Source organism: Devosia sp. 63-57, from assembly GCF_001899045.1.
Taxonomy (GTDB): Bacteria; Pseudomonadota; Alphaproteobacteria; order Rhizobiales; family Devosiaceae; genus Devosia; species Devosia equisanguinis.
On sequence record NZ_MKUY01000005.1, the window covers coordinates 524,575 to 547,986 of the forward strand.

The following is a 23,412-nucleotide window of genomic DNA, read 5'->3' on the forward strand; positions in this document are numbered from 1 at the left end:
TCATGACTTTCACCCAGCGCGTTTTCTCCGGCATCAAACCCTCGGGCGATCTGCATTTGGGGAATTATCTCGGTGCCATTCGCCGCTTCGTGCCGCTACAGGACACGCATGAGACGCTCTATTGTGTCGTCGACATGCATGCCATCACCGTCTGGCAGGACCCGGTCGACCTCAAGCGCTGGACCTATGAAATCGCCGCCGCCTATATCGCGGCTGGTCTCGATCCCAGAAAGTCGATCATCTTCAACCAGAGCCAGGTGGTGGAACACGCCGAGCTCGGCTGGATTTTCAATTGCGTGGCGCGTGTGGGCTGGATGAGCCGCATGACCCAGTTCAAGGACAAGGCCGGCGGCGAAGGGGGCGAGAATTCCGAGCAGGTGTCGCTCGGGCTTTATGCCTATCCCTCGTTGATGGCGGCCGACATCCTGCTTTACAAGGCGACGGCCGTGCCGGTCGGCGACGACCAGAAGCAGCACCTGGAACTGACGCGCGACATCGCCAAGAAATTCAATCACGACTACAAAAAGCAGATCAAGGCGCTGGGCGGCAAGGGCGACTTCTTCCCCGTCCCCGAGACCTTGGCGACCGGTCCGGCCATGCGCGTCAAATCGCTCAAGGACGGCTCCAAGAAGATGAGCAAGTCCGACGCCTCGGACATGTCCACCATCTACATGATGGACGATGCTGATCTCATCGCCAAAAAGATCAAGCGCGCCACCACCGATGCCGATGCGCTGCCCTCTGAGGCGGCGGGCCTGGCCGGTCGTGCCGAGGCAGAAAACCTCGTGGGCATCTACGCCTCGCTCTCCAATCGTTCGGTCGATGATGTGCTGGGCGAATTTGGCGGGCAGGGCTGGGGTGTCTTCAAGCCGGCGCTGGCCGATCTCTCCGTTGCCGTCCTGGCCCCCATCGCCGACGAAATGAAGCGCTTGGTGTCCGATCGCGGTGAAATGGATAATATCCTGCGCGACGGTGCCGCCCGCGCCCGCACCATTGCGGAGCCGGTCATGGCCGGCGTGCGCGATATTGTCGGTTTCGTCCGCTAACAGACAGGGAGACGCCCTTGGTTTCGCAGGTTGAATACAAGCGCAAGTTTCTTGTCGTCATCGACGAGACCGAAGAGTGCGACCGGGCCCTGACCTTTGCCGCCTGGCGGGTCAAGCGCACCGGCGGAACCGTGGTGCTGATGAGCGTCGTCTCCCCGCCCGAATTCATCGGATTGGGGGTCGAAGACGTGCTGCGCGCCGAAGCGGTCGAAGAGGCCGAACGCAATCTCGACATGCGGCTGGCGCGCATCAAGGAGATCGGCGAGGTTCGCTCCGAATCCGTCATCCGCGAAGGCAATGGCGCCGAGCAGATCGAGGAAGTGATCGGCAAGGACCACGACATCGCCATCCTGGTGCTTGCCGCTTCCAAATCCTCCGAAGGGCCGGGCCCCCTGGTCAATCACTTCGCCAACCGCGCTCATGCCCTGCCGATCCCGCTGACCATCGTGCCCGGCCATATGAGCGACGAAGAAATCATCGCGATCTGCTGACCGGCCCGCTTTGGCGGGCAAAATCTCCCCGGTGGGGAGATTTTAGGTCAGCAGGCCACGGCACCTATGGTGACGTGGCAAAAAGCGTTCCGCTCAAAATCTCCCCGGTGGGGAGATTTTAGGTCAGCAGGCCACGGCACCTATGGTGACGTGGCGAAAGCGTTCCGGGCAAAATCTCCCCGGTGGGGAGATTTCAACTCCGCAGGCCATGAGAGCTATGCTCGACTGGCGGTGCGCAGATTTGTGCAGCGCGCCATCGCGCTTTCGGCACGCCCGGAAACAACCTTCCAAAACAAGGGCGCGGCAGAGGACGACTTGCCTCGTCTACGCCTTGTCATTTTCGGGTTGAGCGGAGAATGTGGCGCCCAGCGAGTACCTAGGGAGCGTCTCATGAAGCTTGAATCCATCGCCCTGCATCACGGCTATGAATCGGAGGCCACCACCAAGGCGGCGGCCGTGCCGATCTACCAGACCACGTCCTATACCTTCGACAACACCCAGCACGGCGCTGATCTCTTTGATCTCAAGGTCGCGGGCAATATCTATACCCGCATCATGAACCCCACCACGGCCGTGCTCGAAGCGCGCGTCGCCGAAATGGAAGGCGGCATTGCCGGCCTGGCTTTGGCCTCGGGCATGGCGGCGATCACCTATGCCATCCAGACCATTGCCGGCGTCGGCGACAATATCGTCTCGGTCTCCCAGCTCTATGGCGGCACCTATAATCTGTTCGTCCACACCTTCCCGCGCCAAGGCATCGAAACCCGCCTCGTGAGCCACGACGATTATGAAGGCTTCGAAAAGGCCATCGACGAGCGGACCAAGGCCATTTTCCTTGAATCCATCGGCAATCCCGCCGGCAATGTCGTCGATATCGAGCGCATCGCCGAAATCGCCCATCGCCATGGCGTGCCTGTCATCGTCGACAACACCGTCGCCACCCCCTATCTCACCCGCCCCTTCGATTTTGGCGCCGATATCGTGGTGCATTCGCTGACCAAATATATCGGCGGCCACGGCACCTCCATCGGCGGCATCATCGTGGATTCAGGCAAATTCGACTGGAAGGCCAATGCCAAGCGCTTCCCGGTGCTGAACGAGCCCGATCCGTCCTATCATGGCGTGGTCTATACCGAGGCGCTGGGCCCGGCGGCCTATATCGGTCGTGCCCGTGTCGTGCCGCTGCGCAATACCGGCGCCGCCATCTCCCCGCTCAATGCCTTCCTCATCCTGCAGGGGCTTGAAACCCTCGGCCTGCGCATCGAGCGCCATGCCGAGAACGCGCTCAAGGTGGCAAAGCACCTCAAGGGCCATCCCAAGGTGGAATGGGTCAATTATGCCGGCCTCGAGGACAGCCCCTATAATGCGGTGGCCAGGAAGATTTCCAAGGGCAGCGGCTCGGGCATTCTTTCCTTCGGTATCAAGGGCGGCAAGGACGCCGGTGGCCGCTTCATCGACGGCCTGCAGATGATCCTGCGGCTGGTCAATATCGGCGATGCCAAGTCGCTGGCCTGCCATCCGGCCTCCACCACCCACCGCCAGCTTTCGCCCGAAGAACTGAAGAAAGCCGGCGTCTCCGAAGATCTGGTGCGCATCTCGGTGGGCATTGAGAATGTCGACGATATCATCGCCGACATCGACCAGGCGCTCGACAAGGCCTGATAAGGCGAGCGGGGCAGGGCTGTCTTTTCCGTGACAAAAGACCGCCCGCCCTTGCCTTTTGCCCGCCGACTTGCAAATGTATCGCACGATTACAAAACCCCGGTTCGCCGGGGTTTGCCGTCTCTAGTCAGACGGAAATTGAGTGCCAGGGGTAGGTTGAGACATGAAAGTCACGCTCGAACGCAATCATCTGCTCAAGTCGCTGAGCCATGTGCACCGGGTGGTCGAGCGCCGCAACACCTACCCGATCCTGGCCAATGTGCTGTTCAAGGCCAGCGACGACCATGTGGAGCTGCGCGCCACCGACCTCGATATCGAGGTGACCGAGAGCGTGCCCGCCATGGTCTCGACCCCCGGCGCCACCACGGTGCCGGCGCATACGCTTTATGAAATCGTGCGCAAGCTCTCCGACGGCGCCGAAGTGCGGCTCGAAACCGATGGCGGCGAGAACATGGTTCTCACCTCCGGCCGCTCGCGCTTCAACCTCGCCTGCCTCAATCCCGACAGCTTCCCCGATCTCAAGTCGGGTGCTTTCGCGCATGAATTCGACATTGCCGCCGCCTCGCTGCGCGAACTGATCGAGCGCACCCAGTTCGCCATTTCCAACGAGGAAACGCGCTACTATCTCAACGGCATCTATTTCCATGCCGTTCAGAACAGTGCCAGCGGCAGCCTGTTCCGCGCTGTGGCCACCGACGGCCACCGCATGGCGCGCGCCGAAATCGCCGCGCCGGCCGGCGCCGAGGGCATGGGCGGCATCATCGTGCCGAAAAAGACCGTGGGCGAAGTGCAAAAGCTGCTCGATGGTGTCGATGGCGATGTGCATGTGGAAGTCTCCGACACCAAGATCCGCGTCACCGTGGGCCCGGTCGTGCTGCTCTCCAAACTCATCGAAGGCACCTTCCCCGACTATGACCGGGTGACGCCCAAGAACAACGACAAGCAGATGCTGGTCGACAAGGCCGGCTTCGCCATCGCCGTGGATCGCGTCTCCACCATCGCTTCGGATCGCGGCGGCAAGGCGGTCAAGCTGTCGGCCTCCAATGGCCTGCTGGAATTGTCGGTGACCAATCCAGATCATGGCACGGCCAGCGAGGAAGTGGCGGTGGATTTCGAGACCGATGGTTTCGAGATCGGCTTCAACGCCCGTTATCTGCTCGACATCATCACCCAGATCCGCACCGAAAGCGCCGTCTTCCTGTTCAACGATGCCAATTCGCCGACCCTGGTGAAGGAAGAAGGCAGCGAGGCCAACGCCCTCTACGTCCTGATGCCGATGCGTGTCTAGGCCGCGTCCCGCAGGGCAAATCGCTCCGGTGGAGCGATTTGAGCGGACTAGGCCCGCAGAGCTATGCTCGCAGGGCGGGATGCCTGCGCCAAACGCGATCGTCACCCTCGGGCTTGACCCCAGGGCTCTTCACCTGCTGATGTCGACAAAGTGCAGTCCCCTCCGGTCGAGCCCGAGGGTGACGAGCAGTGAGTTGAACGAGGTTGCGGACTAATGCCCATGATCCGCCACATCTCTCGCCTGCGCCTCACCGCCTTTCGCAATTACGCTTCGGCCGCGCTCGATCTCGATTCTCGCCATGTCGTACTGACCGGGCCCAATGGCTCGGGCAAGACCAATCTGCTTGAGGCCATTTCGGTCCTGTCGCCAGGGCGCGGGCTGCGCGGAGCCAGTTTCGAGACCCTGCAGGGGCTGGGCACGGACCTGCCCTGGGCGGTGGCGGCGACGATCGAGACCGATGCCGGGCCGGCCGATATCGGCACCGGCGCTCTGCCCGATGGCGGGCGGCGGGTGCGCATCAATGGCGCCAATGCCCGCTCTATCGAGGCGATGAGCGATTATCTGCGCGTGCTCTGGCTGACCCCATCCATGGATGGACTCTTTACCGGCCCTGCCGGCGATCGCAGGCGGTTTCTTGATCGGTTGGTGACGACGCTCATCCCCGCCCATTCGGCCGCGGTGGGCGACTTCGACAAGGCCATGCGCCAGCGCAACAAGCTGCTCGACGAAGATGCCGATCCGCGCTGGCTCACCGCCATCGAGGCGCAGATGGCCGAACTGGGGGCTGCCATCCATCTCAATCGCACCGATAGTCTGCACCACCTGCAGGGCCTGATCGCCGAAAGCCTCGAGGATGGCAGCTTCCCCGCTGCCCGGCTGTCGCTGAGCCCGCTTCTGCCCGAAGGCGAGGAGCCGGCCACTTCGGCGGCGCTCGAGGCCCTGCTGATGACCCGCTGGCAGGGGCTGCGCGGGCTTGATCGGGCGGCCGGACGCACCACATTAGGACCACACCGCGTCGATCTCGATGTCGTCTATGCCCAAAAGGGCGTGCCGGCAGGGTTGGGTTCGACCGGCGAGCAGAAGGCGCTGCTGATCGGGCTGATCCTGGCGCATGCCCGCCTCGTGCGGCTGCGCACCGGCATCGTGCCGTTCCTGCTGCTCGACGAAATCGCCGCCCACCTCGACGCCGACCGCAGAAGGGCCTTGTTCCAGGCGCTCGATGGACTCGAAACCCAGTGTTTCCTCACCGGCACCGACCCGGTACTGTTCGAAGCTTTGGGCGAGCGGGCGCAAAGCATCGGTGTCCGCGACGGGCGCTTGGCGGCGGCGTGAGCCTTATGCCTCCCCCCTCGGGGAGAGGGCGGATCGGCCGAAGGACGAGACGGGTGAGGGCTTTTCTACCAACGTGGGCCCCCTCATCCGGCGCTACGCGTCACCTTTTCTCCGAGAGGGAGAAGAATGGCCGCTTGTACCTTCCTTATGCCCAGCAAATGCCCTTCAAACGGCCAATTTTCTTGGGGTTTCAGCCCCATTCCGATAGAACGAAACTTACGTCTCAACCACTGATTCGGACCTCATGAGCGACAGCGAAAACCCGACCCCGAACGAGTATGGCGCCGACAGCATCAAGGTGCTCAAGGGCCTCGATGCGGTGCGCAAGCGCCCGGGCATGTATATCGGGGATACGGATGACGGCTCGGGCCTGCATCACATGGTCTATGAGGTGGTCGACAACGCCATTGACGAGGCGCTTGCCGGCCATGCCGACCTTGTCACCGTGACGCTCAATGCCGACGGGTCCTGTTCGGTCAACGACAATGGTCGCGGCATTCCCACCGACATTCACAAGGAAGAGGGCGTCTCGGCAGCCGAGGTCATCATGACCCAGCTGCATGCCGGCGGTAAGTTCGACCAGAATTCCTACAAGGTTTCCGGCGGTCTCCACGGCGTGGGCGTTTCGGTGGTGAACGCGCTTTCCGTGTTCCTGAAGCTCAATATCCGCCGCAATGGGCAGGTTCACGAGATGAGCTTTACCCATGGCGTCGCCGATGCGCCGCTCAAGGTCGTCGGCTCCTATGTCGAGAACAAGCAGCCCGGCACCTATGAAGGCCGTTCGGGTTCAGAAATCACCTTCCTGCCCTCGACCGATACCTTCACCATGGTGGAGTTCGACTTCAAGACGCTCGAGCACCGCCTGCGCGAACTGGCCTTCCTCAATTCCGGCGTGCGCATCCTCCTGCGTGACCATCGCCATCCCGAGCCGGTCGAGGTCGAGCTGTTCTACGAAGGCGGGCTCGAAGCCTTTGTGCGCTATCTCGACAAGTCCAAGGCGCCGGTGATTGATACCCCGATCGTCATGCGCTCGGAAAAGGACGGCATCACCGTCGAAGTGGCGCTGCAGTGGAACGACAGCTACCACGAAAACGTGCTGTGCTTCACCAACAACATCCCCCAGCGCGATGGCGGCACCCACCTTGCCGGCCTGCGCGGGGCGTTGACGCGGCAGGTCACCGGCTATGCGACTTCTTCGGGCATTGCCAAGAAGGAGAAGGTCGAGCTCTCCGGTGACGATACCCGCGAGGGTCTCACCTGCGTGCTCTCGGTCAAGGTTCCGGATCCGAAGTTTTCGAGCCAGACCAAGGACAAGCTGGTTTCCTCCGAAGTGCGTCCCGTTGTCGAAAACATCGTCAACGAAAAGCTCGGCCAGTGGTTCGAAGAGCACCCCAACGAGGCCAAGACCATCGTCGGCAAGGTGGTCGAGGCCGCTGCCGCCCGCGAAGCCGCGCGCAAGGCGCGCGAGCTGACCCGCCGCAAGGGGGCGCTGGAAATCTCCTCGCTCCCCGGCAAGCTCGCCGACTGCCAGGAACGCGACCCGGCCAAGAGCGAAATCTTCATCGTCGAGGGTGACTCGGCTGGTGGCTCCGCCAAGCAGGGCCGCGACCGCTCCAACCAGGCCGTGCTGCCGCTGCGCGGCAAGATCCTGAACGTCGAGCGCGCCCGTTTCGACCGCATGATCAGCTCCGACCAGGTCGGCACGCTGATCACCGCGCTGGGGACCGGCATCGGCCGCGAAGAGTTCAATGCCGACAAACTGCGCTACCACAAGATCATCATCATGACCGACGCCGATGTGGACGGCGCTCATATTCGCACCCTGCTCCTGACCTTCTTTTACCGGCAGACGCGCGAGCTGATCGAGCGGGGCCATATCTACATCGCCCAGCCGCCGCTCTACAAAGCCACGCGCGGCCGGTCCGAGCTCTACCTCAAGGACGAGGTGGCGCTGGAAGATTATCTGCTGCAGGGTGGGCTCGAGGACGCCGTATTCAAGACGCGGGATGGCGCCGAGCATGCCGGTCACGACCTGCTGGGCATTCTCCAGCAGTCTCGAGACATCGTCAAAGCCATCAACAATCTCAACACCCGCTACAATCGCAACCTGGTCGAACAGGCCGCTATCGTCGGTGGGCTCGATCCCGATGGCATGTCGGATTCCCAAAAGAGCGGGGAAACGCTGCAGCGCGTCGCCCAGCGTCTGGATCGCATATCCGACGAGCTTGAACGCGGCTGGACCGGCGAGATCACCGACGAGGAGGCTTTGGCCTTTTCCCGCACGGTGCGCGGCGTGACCGAGACCCACCAGATCGACCGGGCCCTGCTGCAGAGCGCCGACGCCCGCAAGCTGCGCCAGCTCGCCGAGCGGCTCGACGAACTGTTCGGCGGCGTCCCGACGCTGACCCGCAAGGGCGAGACGATTCCCATCTATGGCCCCGCCTCGCTGTTCAAGGCGGTGACCGATGCCGGCCGCAAGGGAGTCAGCCTGCAGCGCTATAAAGGCCTTGGCGAGATGAATGCCGAGCAGCTCTGGGAAACCACGCTCGACCCCAATGCCCGCACCCTGCTGCGCGTCGAAATCGACCAGACCGACGAAGCCGACCAGATCTTCACCGCCCTCATGGGCGACCTCGTCGAGCCGCGCCGCGACTTCATCCAGGACAACGCGCTGAACGTTTCCAACCTGGACGTTTGAGTTCGTCGCGCCAGCGGCGTGTGACCTCTCTAGGCGCGCTTCAAGAGCGATCGCGGCTCAAGGCAGCGATCCGATAGTGCTTTGCGCCACGGCGAGGCTCCGTCCTAGATACACGCACTCACAAACGTCACCGGCAGGAACACCAATATGCCGGAGGCGAGGGCGGCGCGGTTGGCCCAGAGGGCGGCGCGTTGCAGGCTGGGGTCGGTGTTGGTGCGCGGCTGCGGGGGACGAAAGGCAAGCCAGGCCAGCGGCAGATTGCTGAGGATGAAGCCAGCGACGAGGACCGGTCGGTGGGCGCTCCAGCCATAGGCGCAGCCCAGCGCCTGCAGCGCATAGAGCACAACGAAGGCCAGCGACCAGACGGTAAAGCCCGCCACCAGCAGCACCAGCGGATTGTCGAGCGCTTGTCTCATGCCGCGCTCCCCACGCCGCTCAGCACCAATCCCATTCCAAGCGCCGCTGTGGTCACGGCAGCCCCATAGCCGCCCCACAGCCAGGCAAGGATCAATTCCGTCTGCCGGCTCGCCGACACAAAACCCTGGCTGGTGCGCCAGAGCGCGTGCAGCGAGAGAATGGCGGCAAGGCCCATGTGAAGCGCCGCATAGACCAGCAGCACGAAGATAACCGCGTCCCGCGCATGGCCCGTCGGGTCCGGGATTTGCGTCATGGCGTAAACCAGAGCCAGCCCGGACAGGACTTGCGCCAGCCCTGCTGCCAGCGTGATCGGTGCGGCCGACGCTCCACCGGCAGTGGCCCGGCGGGCGAGCCCGGTCAGGACCGCACCCGTCACAGCCGCGACGAGCGCCAGGCCCATGGCAACGAGCGGAGCGGCGAAGGGCGCAACCCCCTGCCAGTTGGGCGCGACGACGAGCAGAAATAGCCCCCCGAACACCAGCGATGAGAAGAGCGTCGCATTCATCACCAGGGCAGTGCGATTGGCGAGCACGCTGACATTATGCGGGCTTTCGGCGTCGAGCGGGGCGGTTTCGCCCATGCCGATCTCGATCGGGCCGATATCGCGCTTTTGCCCGAGCGTGGCGGGCCAGAGCAGGAACAGTCCGAGCGTCACCAACGCCGCAAACGGCGCCAGCCAATATTGACCGAAAAGGAAGGCGAGAAAGAAGCTGCCGGTGGCCAAGGCGGTCCATAGCGGCAGGAAGGTGCGCTGGGGCAGGATGATCACCTGCTCGGCTGCCCCGGTCAGCATGTCGACGCCCAGCGTCTCCTGCCGGTTCTCGCGGGCAAATCCGAGATAGCCGAAGCCGCCGGCCAGCACCGGCCCGATCTTGGCCGGCTCCAGCCCATCGGCGCGCTCGTCGATGCGGGGAATGGCGGCAAAGTTGTAGCTTGGCGGCGGGGTGGGCGTGGCCCATTCCAGCGTCTGCGCCTGCCAGGGATCGCGGCGGAAGCGCTGGCCGAAACGGAATTGCAGCACGAGATCGGCCAGCACCAGCGCAAAGCCCATGGTCAGCACGAACCCACCCACCGACGAAAGCAGATTGAGCCAGTCCCAGCCCCAGTTCGACGGATAGGTCGAAATGCGGCGCGGCATGCCCATGAGCCCGGTCAGGTGCATGAGGAAGAAGGTCATGTTGAAGCCGACAAAGATCAGCCAGAAGGCCGGCACCGACAGCCGGTAAAGGCTCTGCCGACCAGAAATGTGCGGCATCCAGTGATAGATGCCGGCCAGCATGGGAAAGACGAAGCCGCCCACCAGCACATAATGCAGATGTGCCACGACGAAATAGCTGTCATGGGCCTGAGTGTTGAACGGCACCATGGCCAGCATCACCCCGGTCAGCCCGCCAATGACGAAGACAAAGAAGAAGCCGAAGATATAGAGCATCGGCACGTCCCAGCGCGGTTTTCCCGAGGCCAGCGTGCCCAGCCAGACAAAGATCTGCACGGCCGTGGGCACAGCCACCAATGCGCTGGCGGCCGAGAAAAACGCCAGAGCCAGATGCGGAATGCCCACCGTAAACATGTGGTGCACCCAGAGCCCGAAGGACAGAAACCCCATGGCGACGATGGCAGCGATAACGGCGCGATAGCCCAGGATCTGCCGCTGCGCGAAGACCGGGATGATGGTCGAGAGCGCCCCGGCGGCGGGCAGGAAGATGATATAGACCTCCGGGTGCCCGAACAGCCAGAACAGGTGCTGCCACAGCAGGGGATCGCCGCCCCGCGTCGGGTCGAAGAAGGGCAGGTCGAAGGCGCGTTCGAGCTCGAGCAGGATGGAGCCCAGGATCAGCGGCGGAAAGCCGATGATCATCATCCCGGCGGTGACCAGCATATACCATCCGAACAGCGGCATGCGGTTGAGCGCCATGCCCGGGGCCCGCATCTTGAGGATGGAGACGAAAATCTCGATGGCCGCGGTGACGGCCGAGATTTCGACAAAGGTAATGCCCAGGAGCCACACATCGGCATTGATCCCCGGCGTATAGGGCTTTGAAGACAGCGGGGTATACATGAACCAGCCGCCATTGGGCGCCACCCCTGCCAGCATGGCCACGATCAGGATCGAGCCGCCGAACAGATAGCACCAGAACCCGTAGGCGGTGAGGCGCGGAAAGGCCATGTCGCGCGCGCCCAGCATCTTGGGCAGCATGTAGATGGCAAAGCCCTCGAACATGGGAATGGCGAACAGGAACATCATCACCGTGCCATGCATGGTGAAGATCTGATTGTAGAGCTCGGGCCCGATAAAGGCGCTGTTGGGCGTCGCCAGCTGCGCCCGGATCAGCATGGAGAGCATGCCCCCGATGGTGAAGAACACCAGGGCCACCACCATGAAGCGCTTGCCCAGCACGGTGTGATTGACGCTGGAGAGCCGGCCAATCCCCGGCGGCGTCATCCAGATGCGCTCGAGCTGCTTGTGCAGTCGGATGGGGGAAGGGGTGGTCATGTCAGATGCCCCGTGCAACTAAACGCCATACATGGCTCCTGCCCACTCTCGGGAGGGTAGCGCCGCTGGGCCCTCAGGGCCCTAGCAGAGCTGGGGAGGGGGTGATTATTGTGATCACCGAACGACCCCCACCCCGGCCCTCCCCTCAAGGGGGAGGGAGCGAGAGAACCGCAGGCGAAAATGGAGAAGCAAGCAGCAGGACTCATTCCCCGCCCTCCATCAATGCCGCAAAGTCCTTGGGCGCATGCGCTTCGACGCGGAAAATCATGCTGTCATGTCCGATGCCGTTATATTCGGCGTTCTGTCCCCAATAGGTGCCGGCGGTGTCGACCTGCAGGCGGATGACATTGGTGTGGCCGGGAATGGCGTCGATCTTGCCGCCGAGTCGGGGCACCCAGAAGGAATGGATGACATCGGCCGAGGTCACCGCGATATCCACGGGCACGCCCACCGGCAGATGCAGAACGGTGCTTGCACCCATGGCCGGCGCGTCGGGATAGGAAAACCGCCAGTGCCATTGCCTGCCTTCGGCCTCGACCCGGTATTGCGCCGTGCCATGGGGCAGCAATTGCTCGCCCAGCACCAGGGCCGTGCCGGTCAGCAGCACGAGAACCGGGATGGGCAATACCAGGCCGCCGCCGATGATCCACTGTGCCGGAGTGATGCGCTTGAGCGGGCCGCTGCGGCGCCAGACCAAAGCGAACAGCACCATGACCAGGGTGAAGAGCGCCGTCGCGCCGGCCAGCATGATCCACCACAGCGTCGCCAGATTGGCCGCGCGTGGACCCGCGGGATCGAGCGTCGAGAGCTCGCCGGTGCAACCGGCCAGCGCCAGCGGCGTTGCACACAGTGCAACGAATTTGAAACAGGGGGTGAAACGATGAGCGAAGCGTCGCGCGAAGCCGAACAGGTTGAGATTGCGCTGGAAGAGGGCCAGGAAGCCAGCACCACCCATCCCAATCCCCATATTCGCGAAGTGGCCGAACAGGATATCGGCTCGGCCATTGCCGTTGCGGGTCATCCCATCCACGCCATGCTGGTGCATTTCCCGATCGCCTTCGTCATCTCGACGCTGGGGATCGACATGTTCTACTGGTTTACCGGTGATGCATTTTGGCTTGCGGTCGGCACCTGGTCGGCCGGCGCCGCTTTTGTCTTCGGCGTGCTGGCGGCGGTAGTCGGCACGGCCGAGCTGCTCGCAGTGCCCGGCATACGCGTCCGCGTCGCCAGCTGGAACCACGCCATCGCGGCCATGGTCATGCTGGCCATTGTCGGCGCCAATGCCGGGCTGCGCCTGTTCTGGCCCGAAACGGTTCTGCCCAGCGGATTGATGCTGTCGGTGCTGTCCAGCATGGCGGCGGGTTTTGCGGGATGGCATGGCGGCAAGCTGATTTTCGATCATGGCGTCGGCCTCCTCATTTCATCCAAGGGATGAAGGGGCCGGCAATCTCCCCCAGCCGGCCCGGCACGAAGAGGTTGGCGAACAGCGCCGGCCATTCGAGCCTTGGCTTGCCCAGCACCAGCGCCAGGATGATGGTGACCACGGCGACCGTCAGTGTCACCACGCCGATCAGCCGCCACAGCGGATAGGCCCGGCCCGGCTCGAAGAGTTTCAAAATCATCAAGCCGGAGAAGATGTGGATGCCGGTCAGCACGGCGACCCCCAGCAGCTTGGCCGAGAACCAGTTCTCATAAGTGCCCATCAGAAAGATCAGCGCCGTGCCTGTGCCTATGGCGATAAAGGCGGCGGGCGAGACGATGCTGACGTAGAGAAAACGCGCAAAGGCGTGTAGGCGATGCAGCGCCTCGTCCTCGAGCCCCCTGCGCTGCAGATAAAGGAACGGCAGGGCGATGAGCCCGGCGGCCCAGAAGGCGATGGTGCCCACATGGATGAATTTGAGCCAGGTCACGATCATGAGGCTGCCGTCTGCCGCGTCTGCCTGGAATCCAGCGCCGCCACCAGCCGCCACAGCGCCAGCACCATGAGCGGAAGGTTCGCGGGCACCCACATGATCAGCCCGGCCAACTGCTGGTCATCCAGCGGCGAGAACCCATAGGCCAGCGTGCCGGAAAAATGCGGCACATAGAGCGGCGCGGGCGCAAAGACCAGCAGCGCCCCGAGCAGCCCCATCTGGATCGCGCTCGACAGAGCCGTCACCCCCGCCGGCAGCACCGATCCATTGCGGATGAGCCCGAGCCAGAGCCAGGTGAAGGTGCCCAAAAGGCTCAATTGCATGGCCCAGTAGATGCCGGGATGACTGAAAGCGGCGGTATAGACATCCGGTGCATGCCAGAGCCAGAGCGCGATGGTCGAGAGGGCGAGGGGCGGCAGCAGCGGCAGCACCCGCCCCCAGCGCGGCGGCAGTGCCAGTGCCAGGAGCGGCGCCACCACCATGGCGAGCAGCACATGGTGCCCCACTCGCGCCGAGAACAGCCCCACGGTCAGCGCACAGAGCGGAGAGACGAACAGCACCGCCGCCAGTCCCCAGGCTCCGGCAAAAGCCGCCTTGCGGCCGCTATCCGCAGAGCGCAGCAGCACCGCGCCAACCAGCGCCGTGAGCACCAGACCGGTGATCAGACCCGGCTCGAAATTCCACCGCCCCATCAGCTCGGCGGGGGTCGGCGGCGAGCCGCAATAACTCATATCGAAGGAAAAGGCTGACGCTTGATCCATTTTCCGTTCCGTTTTTCCAAGACGCACAAGGCCTGCGGTTCCTGCTCTCCCTCCCCCTTGAGGGGAGGGCCGGGGAGGGGGTGGTTCAGAGATCCACTGATGGACCCCCACCCTCATTCCCTCCCCTCAAGGGGGAGGGAGGCAAAAGGGCCACGCTCACCGCCCTCCGGCACAGGGATGCCCCGCCTACTCCGCCCCTTCCCCTGTCATCGCATCCACCGCCGCGTGGGTCTCGGGCAGGGCATAGGCGAGGAAATAGTCTCCGATCGGGGTTTCCATGAAACTGTGGCCACCCGCATTAATGACGAGGAATTGCTGGCCATCCACCTCATACATGGCCGGCCCGGCCTGGCCGCCGGCTGGCAGTTCGGCTTCCCACAGCACTTCGCCGCTCTCGATATCCATGGCGCGGATGAGGTCGTCGGTCGTCGCGGCGATGAAGATCAGCCCCGATGCGGTGACCACGGCGCCGGCATTGTTCGGCGTGCCGATATCGAACGGCAGCATGGAAGGAATGCCGAAGGGACCGTTTTTGCGGGCGGTACCAAAGGGCTTGTCCCACAGCACTTCACGCGTGGTGAGATCGATCGCCGTGATGCCGCCATAGGGAGGCTGGGTGCACAGCATGTCGGTGAACGGCACGCGCCAGCCGGCATTGACCTTGATGCCCCAGGGCGTATCGCCCTGCGGGCTGACATTGCTTGGCGCGCCATCTTCGCGGCCGCCCTGGTCGATGGAGCGCACGCCCATGGCGTCCACATCCTCGCGCGGGATCAGCCGGTTGAGATTGGCCGTATTGTTGTAATTGGCGACCATGATATTGCGCACTGGGTCGATGGCCACGCCACCCCAGTCCGAGCCACCATTATAACCGGGCCACTGGATCCAGTTCCGATCCGCGGAGGGCGGCGTATAGATACCCTCGTAATAGGCCTGCCGATACTGGATGCGGCACCACAGCTGATCCAGCGGCGTCATGCCCCACATGTGCTTTTCGAGCAGGTCCGGCTGCAACAGGTTCGGGAAGTCGACGACAAAGGGCTGGGTCGGCGAAAGGCGCTCGGGCTCGACGCCGCCCTGCGGCACCGGACGCTCTTCCACTTCCACCAGCAGCTCGCCGGTGCGTCGATCAAAGATCCAGAACATGGCCTGCTTTGTCGGCAGGATCAGTGCCGGCACCGGACCGTTTTCGGTCGGGAAGTCCACCAGCGATCCCTGCGAGCCCAGGTCATAATCCCAGATGTCGTAATGCACCGTCTGATAGAACCAGGCCACGTCGCCTGTTGTGACATCGAGCGCCACCAAAGCGGTGGAATAGGTGTTTTCCGCTTCCGAGCGCATGCCGCCCCAATAGTCGACCGCCGAATTGCCCAGCGGCAGATAGACATGGCCCAGCTCATTGTCGCCCGAGGCAATGGTCCACACATTGGGCGTGCCGCGTGTATAGGTCTCGCCTTCAGGCGGCAGGCCCTTTTCGCCCGGCCGGCCCATATCCCAGGCCCAGAGCATGTCGCCGCTTTCGGTATCATAGCCGCGCACCACACCCGAGGGCGCGTCGCGGCGCTGGTTGTCGCGCACCTGCGAATAGACCACGGCCACATTGCGCACGATGGTCGGCGGCGAGGTTGGCGCATACCATCCCGGCACCGTGTGACCGAGACCCTGCTCCAGATCGACAATGCCACCATTGCCGAAGTCGCTGCACAGCTGCCCCGTGGCGACGTCAACCGCGATCAGCCGCGCATCCAGCGTGTTCATGATCACCCGCTCGGCACAGAGCTCGGTGCTTTCCAGCGTCGGCGAGGCATAATAGGCCAGGCCCCGGCAGGTCGCATTATAGGGAATGGCGTCGGTGGGTACCTGCGGATCGTAGCGCCAGCGCTCGAGCCCGGTCTGGGCGTCGAGCGAGATCACCTTGTTCATCGCCGAGCACAGCAGCAGCTGGTTGCCGATCTTGAGCGGGGTGTTCTGGTTGGAATAGCGCTCATCTTCTTCCGGCATATCGCCGGTGCGATATTCCCACACCAGTTCGAGGTCCCCCACATTATCCCTCGTGATCTGCGACAGCGGCGAATAGCGGGTCGCATGATGCGTGCCGCCATAGGCGGGCCAGTCGGCGCCGGCTTCGGGCATGGCGAAATTGATCGGGGTGACGTCGAGGGGCGTAGGGGGCGTGGCCGTATCTTCGGTGGTGGCCTGCGTATCTTCAGGCGCGGGGACCGGGGCAGTAGCCGGTTCGGTCACCGGGGCGTCGGTGTCCTGGGCCAAGGTGCTTTCCACGCTGTGATTGGCAATGCCGATGGCGGCAAACAGTCCGGCAATGGTCACCGCCGTGGCCGCCGTACCCGTGCCGAAGCTGCGGCGGCCGCGCTTCAAGGCCGGCCAGGTGGACAACACCAGCAGCAGCACCACGCTGGGCGCGACCAGTCGTGGCACCTGGGCCCAACCATTGAACCCGGCCTCCCAAAACGCCCAGGCCAGCGTGCCGATATAGGTCAGAAGGTAGACCCCGATGGCCGTGCGGTCCTGCCGGATCAACAGAAACGCGGTGAGCAACAGGCCGATGCCTGCCGGCAGGTAATACCAGGAGCCACCGAGGGTGATGAGGTAAAGTCCACCGGCGGCAATCGGCGCCCCAAAGGCAATGAGCAGAACCGCCACGATCACCGCCCACCAATAGGTCGGGCCCCGGTCAGTGGTGTGTCGCGCCCTTGCCTCAGCCATGCCGGTCTCCCTCTAGGTTGTGTGGGGCCAACGCAGGGGCGCCGTGATGGTTCCGGCACAATTTTGCCGTTTTTCACTTTGCCCAAAAGTCCCGGATTCCTTGGGGGCGCTCCGGAGTCGCGGCAGCGTCAAGGCCAAAATGCGTCAGAATCCCCGTCGATCATGGCAAGCCGACATTGACGTAATGGAGTGGTCATATACCATATGTAGTGTTCGAGGTTCCGCTGCGCGCAAGCCGTGGCGGCTAAGATGGGAATTCGGTGCAAGGCCGAAACTGCCCCCGCAACTGTAAGCGGCGAGTTCTTGTTCGCGTGATGCCACTGGGCCCAAAAGGCTCCGGGAAGGCCGGATGAGTGCTGTGACCCGCCAGTCAGGAGACCTGCCCCGAGCGTAGTAACGTCCACCGGCGGGGTGTCCGGTCAGGCGAGCGGTATCGCTATGGCATCTGCCATGCGCCGTTTCCCTGTCTGTCCCCGCGCCAAGCACAATGTCCGCGAGGAAACCCATTCGATGACCATCACCGTCTATTCCAAGCCCGCCTGCGTCCAGTGCACCGCCACCACCCGCGCGCTCGACCGCAAGGGCCTGGCCTATTCCATCATCGACATTTCCGAAGATGCCGAAGCCTATGCCCGCGTCGAAACCATGGGCTATCGCCAGGTGCCGGTTGTCGTTGCCGGTGACCAGCATTGGGCCGGCTTCCGTCCGGACATGATCGGCGCGCTGGCCTGATCGGGTCATGGCCGGGCTCGTCTATTATTCCAGCACCTCGGAAAACACTCATCGCTTCGTCGAGAAGCTGGGTGTGGTGGCCATGCGCCTGCCGGTCGATGCGGCGAGCGCGCCGCCCGAGGTGGCTGAACCCTTCGTGCTGGTGCTGCCCACCTATGGTGGCGGCGACGGCAAGGGGGCGGTGCCCAAGCCGGTGATCCGTTTTCTCAATGTCGAGGCCAATCGTAGCCTCATTCGCGGCGTCATCGCTGCGGGCAACACCAATTTCGGCAGCGGCTATGCCCTTGCCGGCGACATCGTCGCGCAAAAATGCGCTGTGCCGCTCCTTTATCGGTTCGAACTGCTCGGCACCGAAGAGGACGTCGCCACTGTCAAACAAGGACTGGAACGGTTTTGGACACGCTGACACTCGAACGCCCGGTCAAGCCGGCCGACAAGGTCCATGACGAGGATCAGGCGCTGGATTACCACGCGCTCAATGCCATGCTCAATCTCTATGATGAGCAGGGCAATATCCAGTTCGACAAGGACAAGCAGGCCGCGCACCAGTATTTCCTGCAGCACGTGAACCAGAACACGGTGTTCTTTCACAATCTGCGCGAAAAGCTGACTTATCTCGTTGAAGAAGGCTATTACGAGCAGGACGTGCTCGACCAATATAGCTTTAACTTCGTGCGCGATCTTTATGATCACGCCTATGACAAGAAGTTCCGCTTCCCCACCTTCCTCGGCGCGTTCAAATATTACACCTCCTATACGCTCAAAACCTTCGACGGTAAGCGCTATCTCGAGCGCTATGAAGATCGCGTCTGCATGGTGGCTTTGGCTCTGGCACGCGGCGACGAAAAGCTCGCAAAGAACCTTGTCGATGAAATCATCGCCGGTCGCTTCCAGCCCGCCACGCCAACCTTCCTCAATGCCGGCAAGAAGCAGCGCGGCGAACTGGTCTCGTGCTTCCTGCTCCGCGTCGAAGACAATATGGAATCGATTGGCCGCTCGATTAACTCCGCCCTGCAGCTGTCCAAGCGCGGCGGTGGCGTGGCCCTCAGCCTCACCAATATCCGCGAGATGGGCGCCCCCATCAAGCATATCGAAAACCAGTCCTCGGGCGTGTTGCCGGTGATGAAGCTGCTCGAAGACAGCTTCTCCTATGCCAACCAGCTCGGTGCCCGTCAGGGTGCGGGTGCGGTCTATCTCCACGCCCACCACCCCGACATCATGCGCTTCCTCGATACCAAGCGCGAAAATGCCGACGAGAAAATCCGCATCAAAACGCTGTCGCTCGGCGTCGTGATCCCCGACATCACGTTCGAACTCGCCCGCGACAACGAGGATATGTACCTCTTCTCGCCCTATGACGTGGAGCGCGTCTATGGCGTGCCGATGACCGAGATCTCGGTCACCGAAAAATACCGCGAAATGGTCGAAGACAAGCGCATCAAGAAGAAGAAGATCAAGGCGCGCGAATTCTTCCAGATCATCGCCGAGATTCAGTTCGAATCCGGCTATCCCTACATCATGTTCGAGGACACGGTGAACAAGGCGAACCCGATTGCGGGCCGCATCACCATGTCCAATCTCTGCTCGGAAATCCTGCAGGTCAGCGACGCTTCGGTGTTTAACGAAGACCTCAGCTACGAGCATATGGGCAAGGATATTTCCTGCAATCTCGGCTCGCTCAACATCGCCAATGCGATGGATAGTGGTGATTTCGGCACCACGATCGAAACCGCGATCCGCGGCCTTACCGCCGTGTCGGATATGAGCAATATTTCCTCGGTGCCATCGGTGGCCAAGGGCAATGCCGAAAGTCATGCCATTGGCCTGGGCCAGATGAACCTGCACGGTTATCTTGCCCGCGAGCGCATCTATTACGGTTCGGACGAAGGCGTCGATTTCACCAATATCTATTTCTACACGGTGACCTATCACGCCATCCGTGCGTCGAACCTGATCGCCACCGAGCGCGAAGAGACGTTCAAGAATTTCGAGAATTCGAAATATGCCGACGGCACCTATTTCGACAAATACACCAGCAAGGAATGGAGGCCCGCCACCGAGCGCGTCGCCAAGCTGTTTGAAGATGCCGGCATTCACATTCCGACCCAGGAAGACTGGCTGGATCTCAAGGCCAAGGTGATGATGTCAGGCCTTTACAACCAGAACCTGCAGGCCGTGCCCCCGACCGGTTCGATCTCCTACATCAACCACTCGACCTCCTCGATCCACCCGATCGTTTCCAAGATCGAGATCCGCAAGGAAGGCAAGATCGGCCGCGTCTATTACCCCGCCGCATTCATGACCAATGATAATCTCGAATATTATCAGGACGCCTATGAGATCGGCCCGGAAAAGATCATCGACACCTATGCGGCGGCCACTCAGCACGTCGATCAGGGCCTGTCGCTGACGCTGTTCTTCCGCGATACCGCAACGACCCGCGATATCAACAAGGCGCAGATCTATGCCTGGAAGAAGGGCATCAAGACCATCTACTACATCCGCCTGCGCCAGCTTGCCCTCGAGGGCACCGAAGTGCAGGGCTGCGTTTCCTGCGCGCTGTAAGAGTTTAGCCTGCCGTCATTCACAGGGCTGACGGCTCCGGCGCCTCCCTCCCCCTTGAGGGGAGGGAATGAGGGAGGGGGTCCATCAGTGGACCGCACGACCACCCCCTCCCCGACCCTCCCCTCAAGGGGGAGGGGGCGAAGGAACCGCTGCCGTCAAATTTGAAATGCCAAAGCCATGAACGTTCACGTAAAGCCTCTTTCCCGCGTTCGCGCCATCAACTGGAACCGCGTGCAGGATGACAAGGACCTCGAAGTCTGGAACCGCCTGACATCCAATTTCTGGCTGCCGGAAAAGGTGCCGCTCTCTAACGACATCCCGAGTTGGGCGACGCTCAATTCGGTCGAGCAGCAGCTCACCATTCGCGTCTTTACCGGCCTCACCCTGCTCGACACCATCCAGAATGGCGTCGGCGCGGTGCGGCTGATGGCGGACGCGGTGACCCCGCACGAAGAAGCGGTGCTCAGCAATATCTCCTTCATGGAAGCGGTGCATGCCCGCTCCTATTCCTCGATCTTTTCGACCCTGTGCCTCACGCCGGATGTGGACGACGCCTATCGTTGGTCGGAAGAAAACGAGTTCCTGCAGCGCAAGGCGCAGCTGATCATGGAGCAGTATGACAGCGGCGATCCGCTCAAGAAAAAGGTCGCCTCGGTCTTCCTCGAAAGCTTCCTGTTCTATTCGGGCTTTTACCTGCCCATGTACTGGTCGAGCCGCGCCAAGCTCACTAATACGGCCGACCTCATCCGTCTCATCATCAAGGACGAGGCCGTGCATGGCTATTACATCGGCTATAAATTCCAGCGCCATGTCGAAACGCTCAGCGAAGAGCGCCGTCAGGACATCAAGGATTTTGCTTTCGACTTCCTGCTCGAACTCTATGACAACGAAGAGCGCTATACCCAGGAGCTCTATGACGGCGTCGGCCTCACCGAAGACGTCAAGAAATTCCTCCATTACAACGCCAACAAGGCGCTGATGAATCTCGGCTACGAGGCCCTGTTCCCGCCCGAGGCCTGCAAGGTCAACGCAGCCATCCTCTCGGCCCTGTCTCCCAATGCCGACGAAAACCACGACTTCTTCTCGGGCTCAGGCTCCTCCTATGTCATCGGCAAGGCAATCGCCACCGAAGACGAAGACTGGGATTTCTAGGTTTTTCGGCACCCCTTATGCGTAGGTCCGGCACATTTGCGCTCACGTCCAAGTCAGGACAGGGGTGTGGCGCCGGGCGCAGCTTTGCATTATTGTAAACATTACGAGGGATGATTTACTGAGACCGGCTACCGAGGGCTGGATGCTAAGACTATTTGGCCTACCGCGATTTGATGCCGTGACAGCGCGGTTGCCTGCCAAGGCCTATCTGTTATTTGCGCTGGTCTTGCTCGAGCATCGCAGCGGTCTCGGCCGCAACGAGGCGGCCACCGAGCTCTGGGCCGACAGCGCCCAGGACAAGGCCTTCGCCAATCTGCGTCAGCTGCTCGCCTCCATCAGCCGCTGGCAGGATGCGACAGGACTGGTCGCGCTGGAGCTGGACGGGCGCAGCATTCTGCCCGGCCCAGCGCTCGACCCGGCCGATATCACCCAGTTTCTTGCCCTGCCTGCGCCTGCCAGCGGCACCGAGATTACCCGGCTCGATGCGTTGACGGGGGATATCTTCCTCGCCGGGGTGGATATCCACGAGCCGGAGCTGACGCGCTGGATCGCTGATCGGCGCGAAACCTTGTCCGCCCGCCGCATCAACCTGCTCATCGCTGCCGGTGAGCGCGGCGCCTTTGCCGAACTCGAAACGGCGCTGGCCCGTGACGGGCAGATCAACCCTGCCGACGAGCGGCTGGCCCGGGCCCGCATGGCCAACCTGGCTGGTCTTGGCCGTGATCGCGAGGCGGCGCGGGTCTATGACCGACTCACCCGGCAATTGCGCGACGAGCTCGATATCGAGCCCGCCATCGAAACCCAGGCGCTGGCGGCTCGCATCCTGCAGCGCAAGGCCTCCTTCGTCTCTGCCCCTGCCGCTGCCCCGGCTCCATCTGCCGATCCGCCACGACAGACCCCGCTTGGCCTGCCGAAAATAATCCTTCTGCCCCCCGAGACCAGCGCCTGGGCCAAGCCGCAGGAAATGGATCTGGCGCGCTATCTCGTCAGCGACATCACCCTGCAGCTCTGCCGCATGCGCGCCTTCGCCATGTTCGCACCGCACACGGCCCGGCAATTGACCGGCCAGGACCCGCTCGCCGCCGCCGCGCCCTATGGCGTCGACTATGTTGTGCATACCTCGATCTTTCCCGGCGCCCGGGCGTCGCGCCTTGCCTTCAGCCTGATCGAGCTGGGTAGCCAGCGTGTGCTCTGCGCCGACGAGGTGCTGCTCGAAGCCGAAAAGCTCCTGGGGTCGCAGGAATTGGTGGCCGAGCGGTTGGCCCGCGCCATTGCCCATCAGGTGGCCGATGTCGAGCTCAGCCGCTATCGTGCCACCGGCGCCGCTTCGGCCTATGTGCGGTTCCTGCTCGGCTCCGACCTGGTGCAGAACACCGACCTTTCCCTGCTGCGGCGCGCCCGCAGCCATTTCACCCAGGCGCTGCGCCTGTCGCCCGATTACGTGCCGGCGCTGGCGGCGCTGGCGCGCACCTATTCCATCGAATGGCTGCTGCTCGGGCGCAGCGATCGCTCCATGCTGCGCACGGCACAGGAGCTGGCGCAGCGCGCAGTGGAGCTCGACCCGCTCAATGCCACCGGCCATCGCGAACTCGGCCATGCCAGTCTCTATCTCGGCGCCTTCGACGAAAGCCGCATGCATTTCGATGCGGCGGTGGAGCGCGCCCCCCATTATGCCGACCTGCTGATGGATCAGGCGGACGTGCTGGTGCACACCTCGCGGCCGGGCGAGGCCAAGCCGCTGATCGAAAAGGCTTTTGCGCTCAATCCCCTGGCCCCGGACGATTATCGCTGGATCGGTGGCTCCGCCGATTTCTTCCTCGGCAATTACACTGGCGCCCTGGCGCTCCTGACCGGCATGCAAGACCAGAGCCTGGCCGGGCGTCTCATCGCCGCCACCGCCGCCATGGCCGGCGATTTCGAGCTGGCGGCCAGCCACCGCGACGACTGGATGGCGCGCTATCCCGAATTCCGCCTCAAGGACTTTGCCGGCTTCATGCCGCACAGCTCCAGAAGCGATGTCGAACGCTATGTCGAGGCGCTGGCGCTGGCCGGATTCCGCTGACACCCTTAGGGGATTTTCCCAGGCCCTCCTTCCCGAGAGCGAGCGGCTCGCCCTCTCATACAGGCCGTTTCGGCT

18 protein-coding genes and 1 riboswitch are annotated in these 23,412 nt (G+C 62.8%); of the genes, 12 read left to right on the top strand and 6 right to left on the bottom strand.

Annotation, left to right across the window (positions count from 1 at the left end):
- The first annotated feature begins 2 nt into the window (after window positions 1–2).
- The 6 genes from trpS to gyrB all read left to right on the top strand — a co-directional run bounded on the left by trpS (window position 3) and on the right by gyrB (window position 8,517).
- Complete coding sequence (gene trpS, locus BGO80_RS10880; RefSeq protein ID WP_126149010.1) at window positions 3–1,046, top strand: tryptophan--tRNA ligase; 1,044 nt, start codon at window positions 3–5, stop codon at window positions 1,044–1,046.
- A gap of 17 nt (window positions 1,047–1,063) precedes the next feature.
- Window positions 1,064–1,537 carry a universal stress protein gene (locus BGO80_RS10885; protein WP_126149011.1) on the top strand — a complete coding sequence of 158 codons (474 nt, stop codon included), beginning with the start codon at window positions 1,064–1,066 and terminating at the stop codon, window positions 1,535–1,537.
- Between the two features lie 390 nt (window positions 1,538–1,927).
- A complete protein-coding gene (locus tag BGO80_RS10890; protein ID WP_126149012.1) occupies window positions 1,928–3,199 on the top strand; it encodes an O-acetylhomoserine aminocarboxypropyltransferase/cysteine synthase family protein in 1,272 nt (423 codons plus the stop codon).
- 163 nt (window positions 3,200–3,362) lie between these two features.
- A complete protein-coding gene (gene dnaN / locus BGO80_RS10895; RefSeq protein ID WP_126149013.1) occupies window positions 3,363–4,487 on the top strand; it encodes a DNA polymerase III subunit beta in 1,125 nt (374 codons plus the stop codon).
- 213 nt (window positions 4,488–4,700) lie between these two features.
- Window positions 4,701–5,819, top strand: coding sequence for a DNA replication/repair protein RecF (recF, locus tag BGO80_RS10900; protein WP_126149014.1), 1,119 nt, complete (start codon window positions 4,701–4,703; stop codon window positions 5,817–5,819).
- Window positions 5,820–6,063: 244 nt separating this feature from the next.
- Complete coding sequence (gene gyrB, locus BGO80_RS10905) at window positions 6,064–8,517, top strand: DNA topoisomerase (ATP-hydrolyzing) subunit B (protein WP_126149015.1); 2,454 nt, start codon at window positions 6,064–6,066, stop codon at window positions 8,515–8,517.
- A 104-nt stretch (window positions 8,518–8,621) separates the two neighbouring features.
- Here gyrB and BGO80_RS10910 read toward each other — a convergent pair whose 3' ends face one another.
- From BGO80_RS10910 to BGO80_RS10920, 3 genes are all read right to left on the bottom strand, one after another.
- The gene (locus tag BGO80_RS10910; RefSeq protein ID WP_286721456.1) at window positions 8,622–8,933 is read right to left on the bottom strand and encodes a hypothetical protein; all 312 of its coding nucleotides are present in this window, start codon (window positions 8,931–8,933) and stop codon (window positions 8,622–8,624) included.
- Window positions 8,930–11,428: a cytochrome c oxidase subunit I gene (gene ctaD, locus BGO80_RS10915; protein ID WP_286721458.1), complete on the bottom strand. Its 2,499-nt coding sequence runs from the start codon at window positions 11,426–11,428 to the stop codon at window positions 8,930–8,932. Before ctaD ends, BGO80_RS10910 begins: the two co-directional genes overlap by 4 nt.
- 202 nt (window positions 11,429–11,630) lie before the next feature.
- A complete protein-coding gene (locus BGO80_RS10920; protein WP_286721460.1) occupies window positions 11,631–12,383 on the bottom strand; it encodes a cytochrome c oxidase subunit II in 753 nt (250 codons plus the stop codon).
- Between BGO80_RS10920 and BGO80_RS10925 the strand changes: the two genes are divergently transcribed.
- Window positions 12,309–12,863 (top strand): DUF2231 domain-containing protein, encoded by a 555-nt coding sequence (locus tag BGO80_RS10925; protein ID WP_126149019.1) that lies wholly within the window; start codon window positions 12,309–12,311, stop codon window positions 12,861–12,863. The two genes, BGO80_RS10920 and BGO80_RS10925, sit on opposite strands and share 75 nt — an antisense overlap.
- On the opposite strand, the gene BGO80_RS10930 is transcribed toward BGO80_RS10925, so the two are convergent.
- The 3 genes from BGO80_RS10930 to BGO80_RS10940 form a co-directional block, all read right to left on the bottom strand.
- On the bottom strand, window positions 12,844–13,344 hold the full coding sequence (locus BGO80_RS10930; RefSeq protein WP_286721462.1) for a CopD family protein: 501 nt from the start codon (window positions 13,342–13,344) through the stop codon (window positions 12,844–12,846). The genes BGO80_RS10925 and BGO80_RS10930 overlap by 20 nt on opposite strands.
- Entirely contained in the window at window positions 13,341–14,102 is a 762-nt protein-coding gene (locus BGO80_RS10935; protein WP_286721464.1) for a cytochrome c oxidase assembly protein, read from the bottom strand. The genes BGO80_RS10930 and BGO80_RS10935 overlap by 4 nt, the downstream gene beginning before the upstream one ends.
- A gap of 186 nt (window positions 14,103–14,288) precedes the next feature.
- On the bottom strand, window positions 14,289–16,826 hold the full coding sequence (locus BGO80_RS10940; RefSeq protein ID WP_286721466.1) for a membrane-bound PQQ-dependent dehydrogenase, glucose/quinate/shikimate family: 2,538 nt from the start codon (window positions 16,824–16,826) through the stop codon (window positions 14,289–14,291).
- Between the two features lie 199 nt (window positions 16,827–17,025).
- Window positions 17,026–17,227, top strand: a riboswitch (cobalamin riboswitch).
- A gap of 109 nt (window positions 17,228–17,336) precedes the next feature.
- On the opposite strand from BGO80_RS10940, the gene nrdH reads away from it, so the two are divergent.
- From nrdH to BGO80_RS10965, 5 genes are all read left to right on the top strand, one after another.
- Window positions 17,337–17,558 carry a glutaredoxin-like protein NrdH gene (gene nrdH / locus BGO80_RS10945; protein WP_126150824.1) on the top strand — a complete coding sequence of 74 codons (222 nt, stop codon included), beginning with the start codon at window positions 17,337–17,339 and terminating at the stop codon, window positions 17,556–17,558.
- A 7-nt stretch (window positions 17,559–17,565) separates the two neighbouring features.
- Window positions 17,566–17,964, top strand: a complete 399-nt coding sequence (gene nrdI / locus BGO80_RS10950; RefSeq protein WP_126150823.1) for a class Ib ribonucleoside-diphosphate reductase assembly flavoprotein NrdI — start codon at window positions 17,566–17,568, stop codon at window positions 17,962–17,964.
- Window positions 17,952–20,123 carry a class 1b ribonucleoside-diphosphate reductase subunit alpha gene (nrdE, locus tag BGO80_RS10955; RefSeq protein WP_286721469.1) on the top strand — a complete coding sequence of 724 codons (2,172 nt, stop codon included), beginning with the start codon at window positions 17,952–17,954 and terminating at the stop codon, window positions 20,121–20,123. Before nrdI ends, nrdE begins: the two co-directional genes overlap by 13 nt.
- Window positions 20,124–20,300: 177 nt before the next feature.
- Window positions 20,301–21,275, top strand: coding sequence for a class 1b ribonucleoside-diphosphate reductase subunit beta (nrdF, locus tag BGO80_RS10960; protein ID WP_286721471.1), 975 nt, complete (start codon window positions 20,301–20,303; stop codon window positions 21,273–21,275).
- A 178-nt stretch (window positions 21,276–21,453) separates the two neighbouring features.
- Complete coding sequence (locus BGO80_RS10965; protein ID WP_286721473.1) at window positions 21,454–23,337, top strand: AfsR/SARP family transcriptional regulator; 1,884 nt, start codon at window positions 21,454–21,456, stop codon at window positions 23,335–23,337.
- Window positions 23,338–23,412 lie beyond the last annotated feature (75 nt).

Excerpts from the sequence above, each read along its gene's own strand:
- trpS (WP_126149010.1), top strand. The coding sequence starts at position 3 with ATGACTTTCACCCAGCGCGTTTTCTCCGGCATCAAACCCTCGGGCGAT.
- BGO80_RS10890 (WP_126149012.1), top strand. The coding sequence starts at position 1,928 with ATGAAGCTTGAATCCATCGCCCTGCATCACGGCTATGAATCGGAGGCC.
- dnaN (WP_126149013.1), top strand. The coding sequence starts at position 3,363 with ATGAAAGTCACGCTCGAACGCAATCATCTGCTCAAGTCGCTGAGCCAT.
- recF (WP_126149014.1), top strand. The coding sequence starts at position 4,701 with ATGCCCATGATCCGCCACATCTCTCGCCTGCGCCTCACCGCCTTTCGC.
- gyrB (WP_126149015.1), top strand. The coding sequence starts at position 6,064 with ATGAGCGACAGCGAAAACCCGACCCCGAACGAGTATGGCGCCGACAGC.
- BGO80_RS10910 (WP_286721456.1), bottom strand. The coding sequence starts at position 8,933 with ATGAGACAAGCGCTCGACAATCCGCTGGTGCTGCTGGTGGCGGGCTTT.
- ctaD (WP_286721458.1), bottom strand. The coding sequence starts at position 11,428 with ATGACCACCCCTTCCCCCATCCGACTGCACAAGCAGCTCGAGCGCATC.
- BGO80_RS10925 (WP_126149019.1), top strand. The coding sequence starts at position 12,309 with ATGAGCGAAGCGTCGCGCGAAGCCGAACAGGTTGAGATTGCGCTGGAA.
- BGO80_RS10920 (WP_286721460.1), bottom strand. The coding sequence starts at position 12,383 with ATGGGTGGTGCTGGCTTCCTGGCCCTCTTCCAGCGCAATCTCAACCTG.
- BGO80_RS10930 (WP_286721462.1), bottom strand. The coding sequence starts at position 13,344 with ATGATCGTGACCTGGCTCAAATTCATCCATGTGGGCACCATCGCCTTC.
- BGO80_RS10935 (WP_286721464.1), bottom strand. The coding sequence starts at position 14,102 with ATGGATCAAGCGTCAGCCTTTTCCTTCGATATGAGTTATTGCGGCTCG.
- BGO80_RS10940 (WP_286721466.1), bottom strand. The coding sequence starts at position 16,826 with ATGGCTGAGGCAAGGGCGCGACACACCACTGACCGGGGCCCGACCTAT.
- nrdH (WP_126150824.1), top strand. The coding sequence starts at position 17,337 with ATGACCATCACCGTCTATTCCAAGCCCGCCTGCGTCCAGTGCACCGCC.
- nrdI (WP_126150823.1), top strand. The coding sequence starts at position 17,566 with ATGGCCGGGCTCGTCTATTATTCCAGCACCTCGGAAAACACTCATCGC.
- nrdF (WP_286721471.1), top strand. The coding sequence starts at position 20,301 with ATGAACGTTCACGTAAAGCCTCTTTCCCGCGTTCGCGCCATCAACTGG.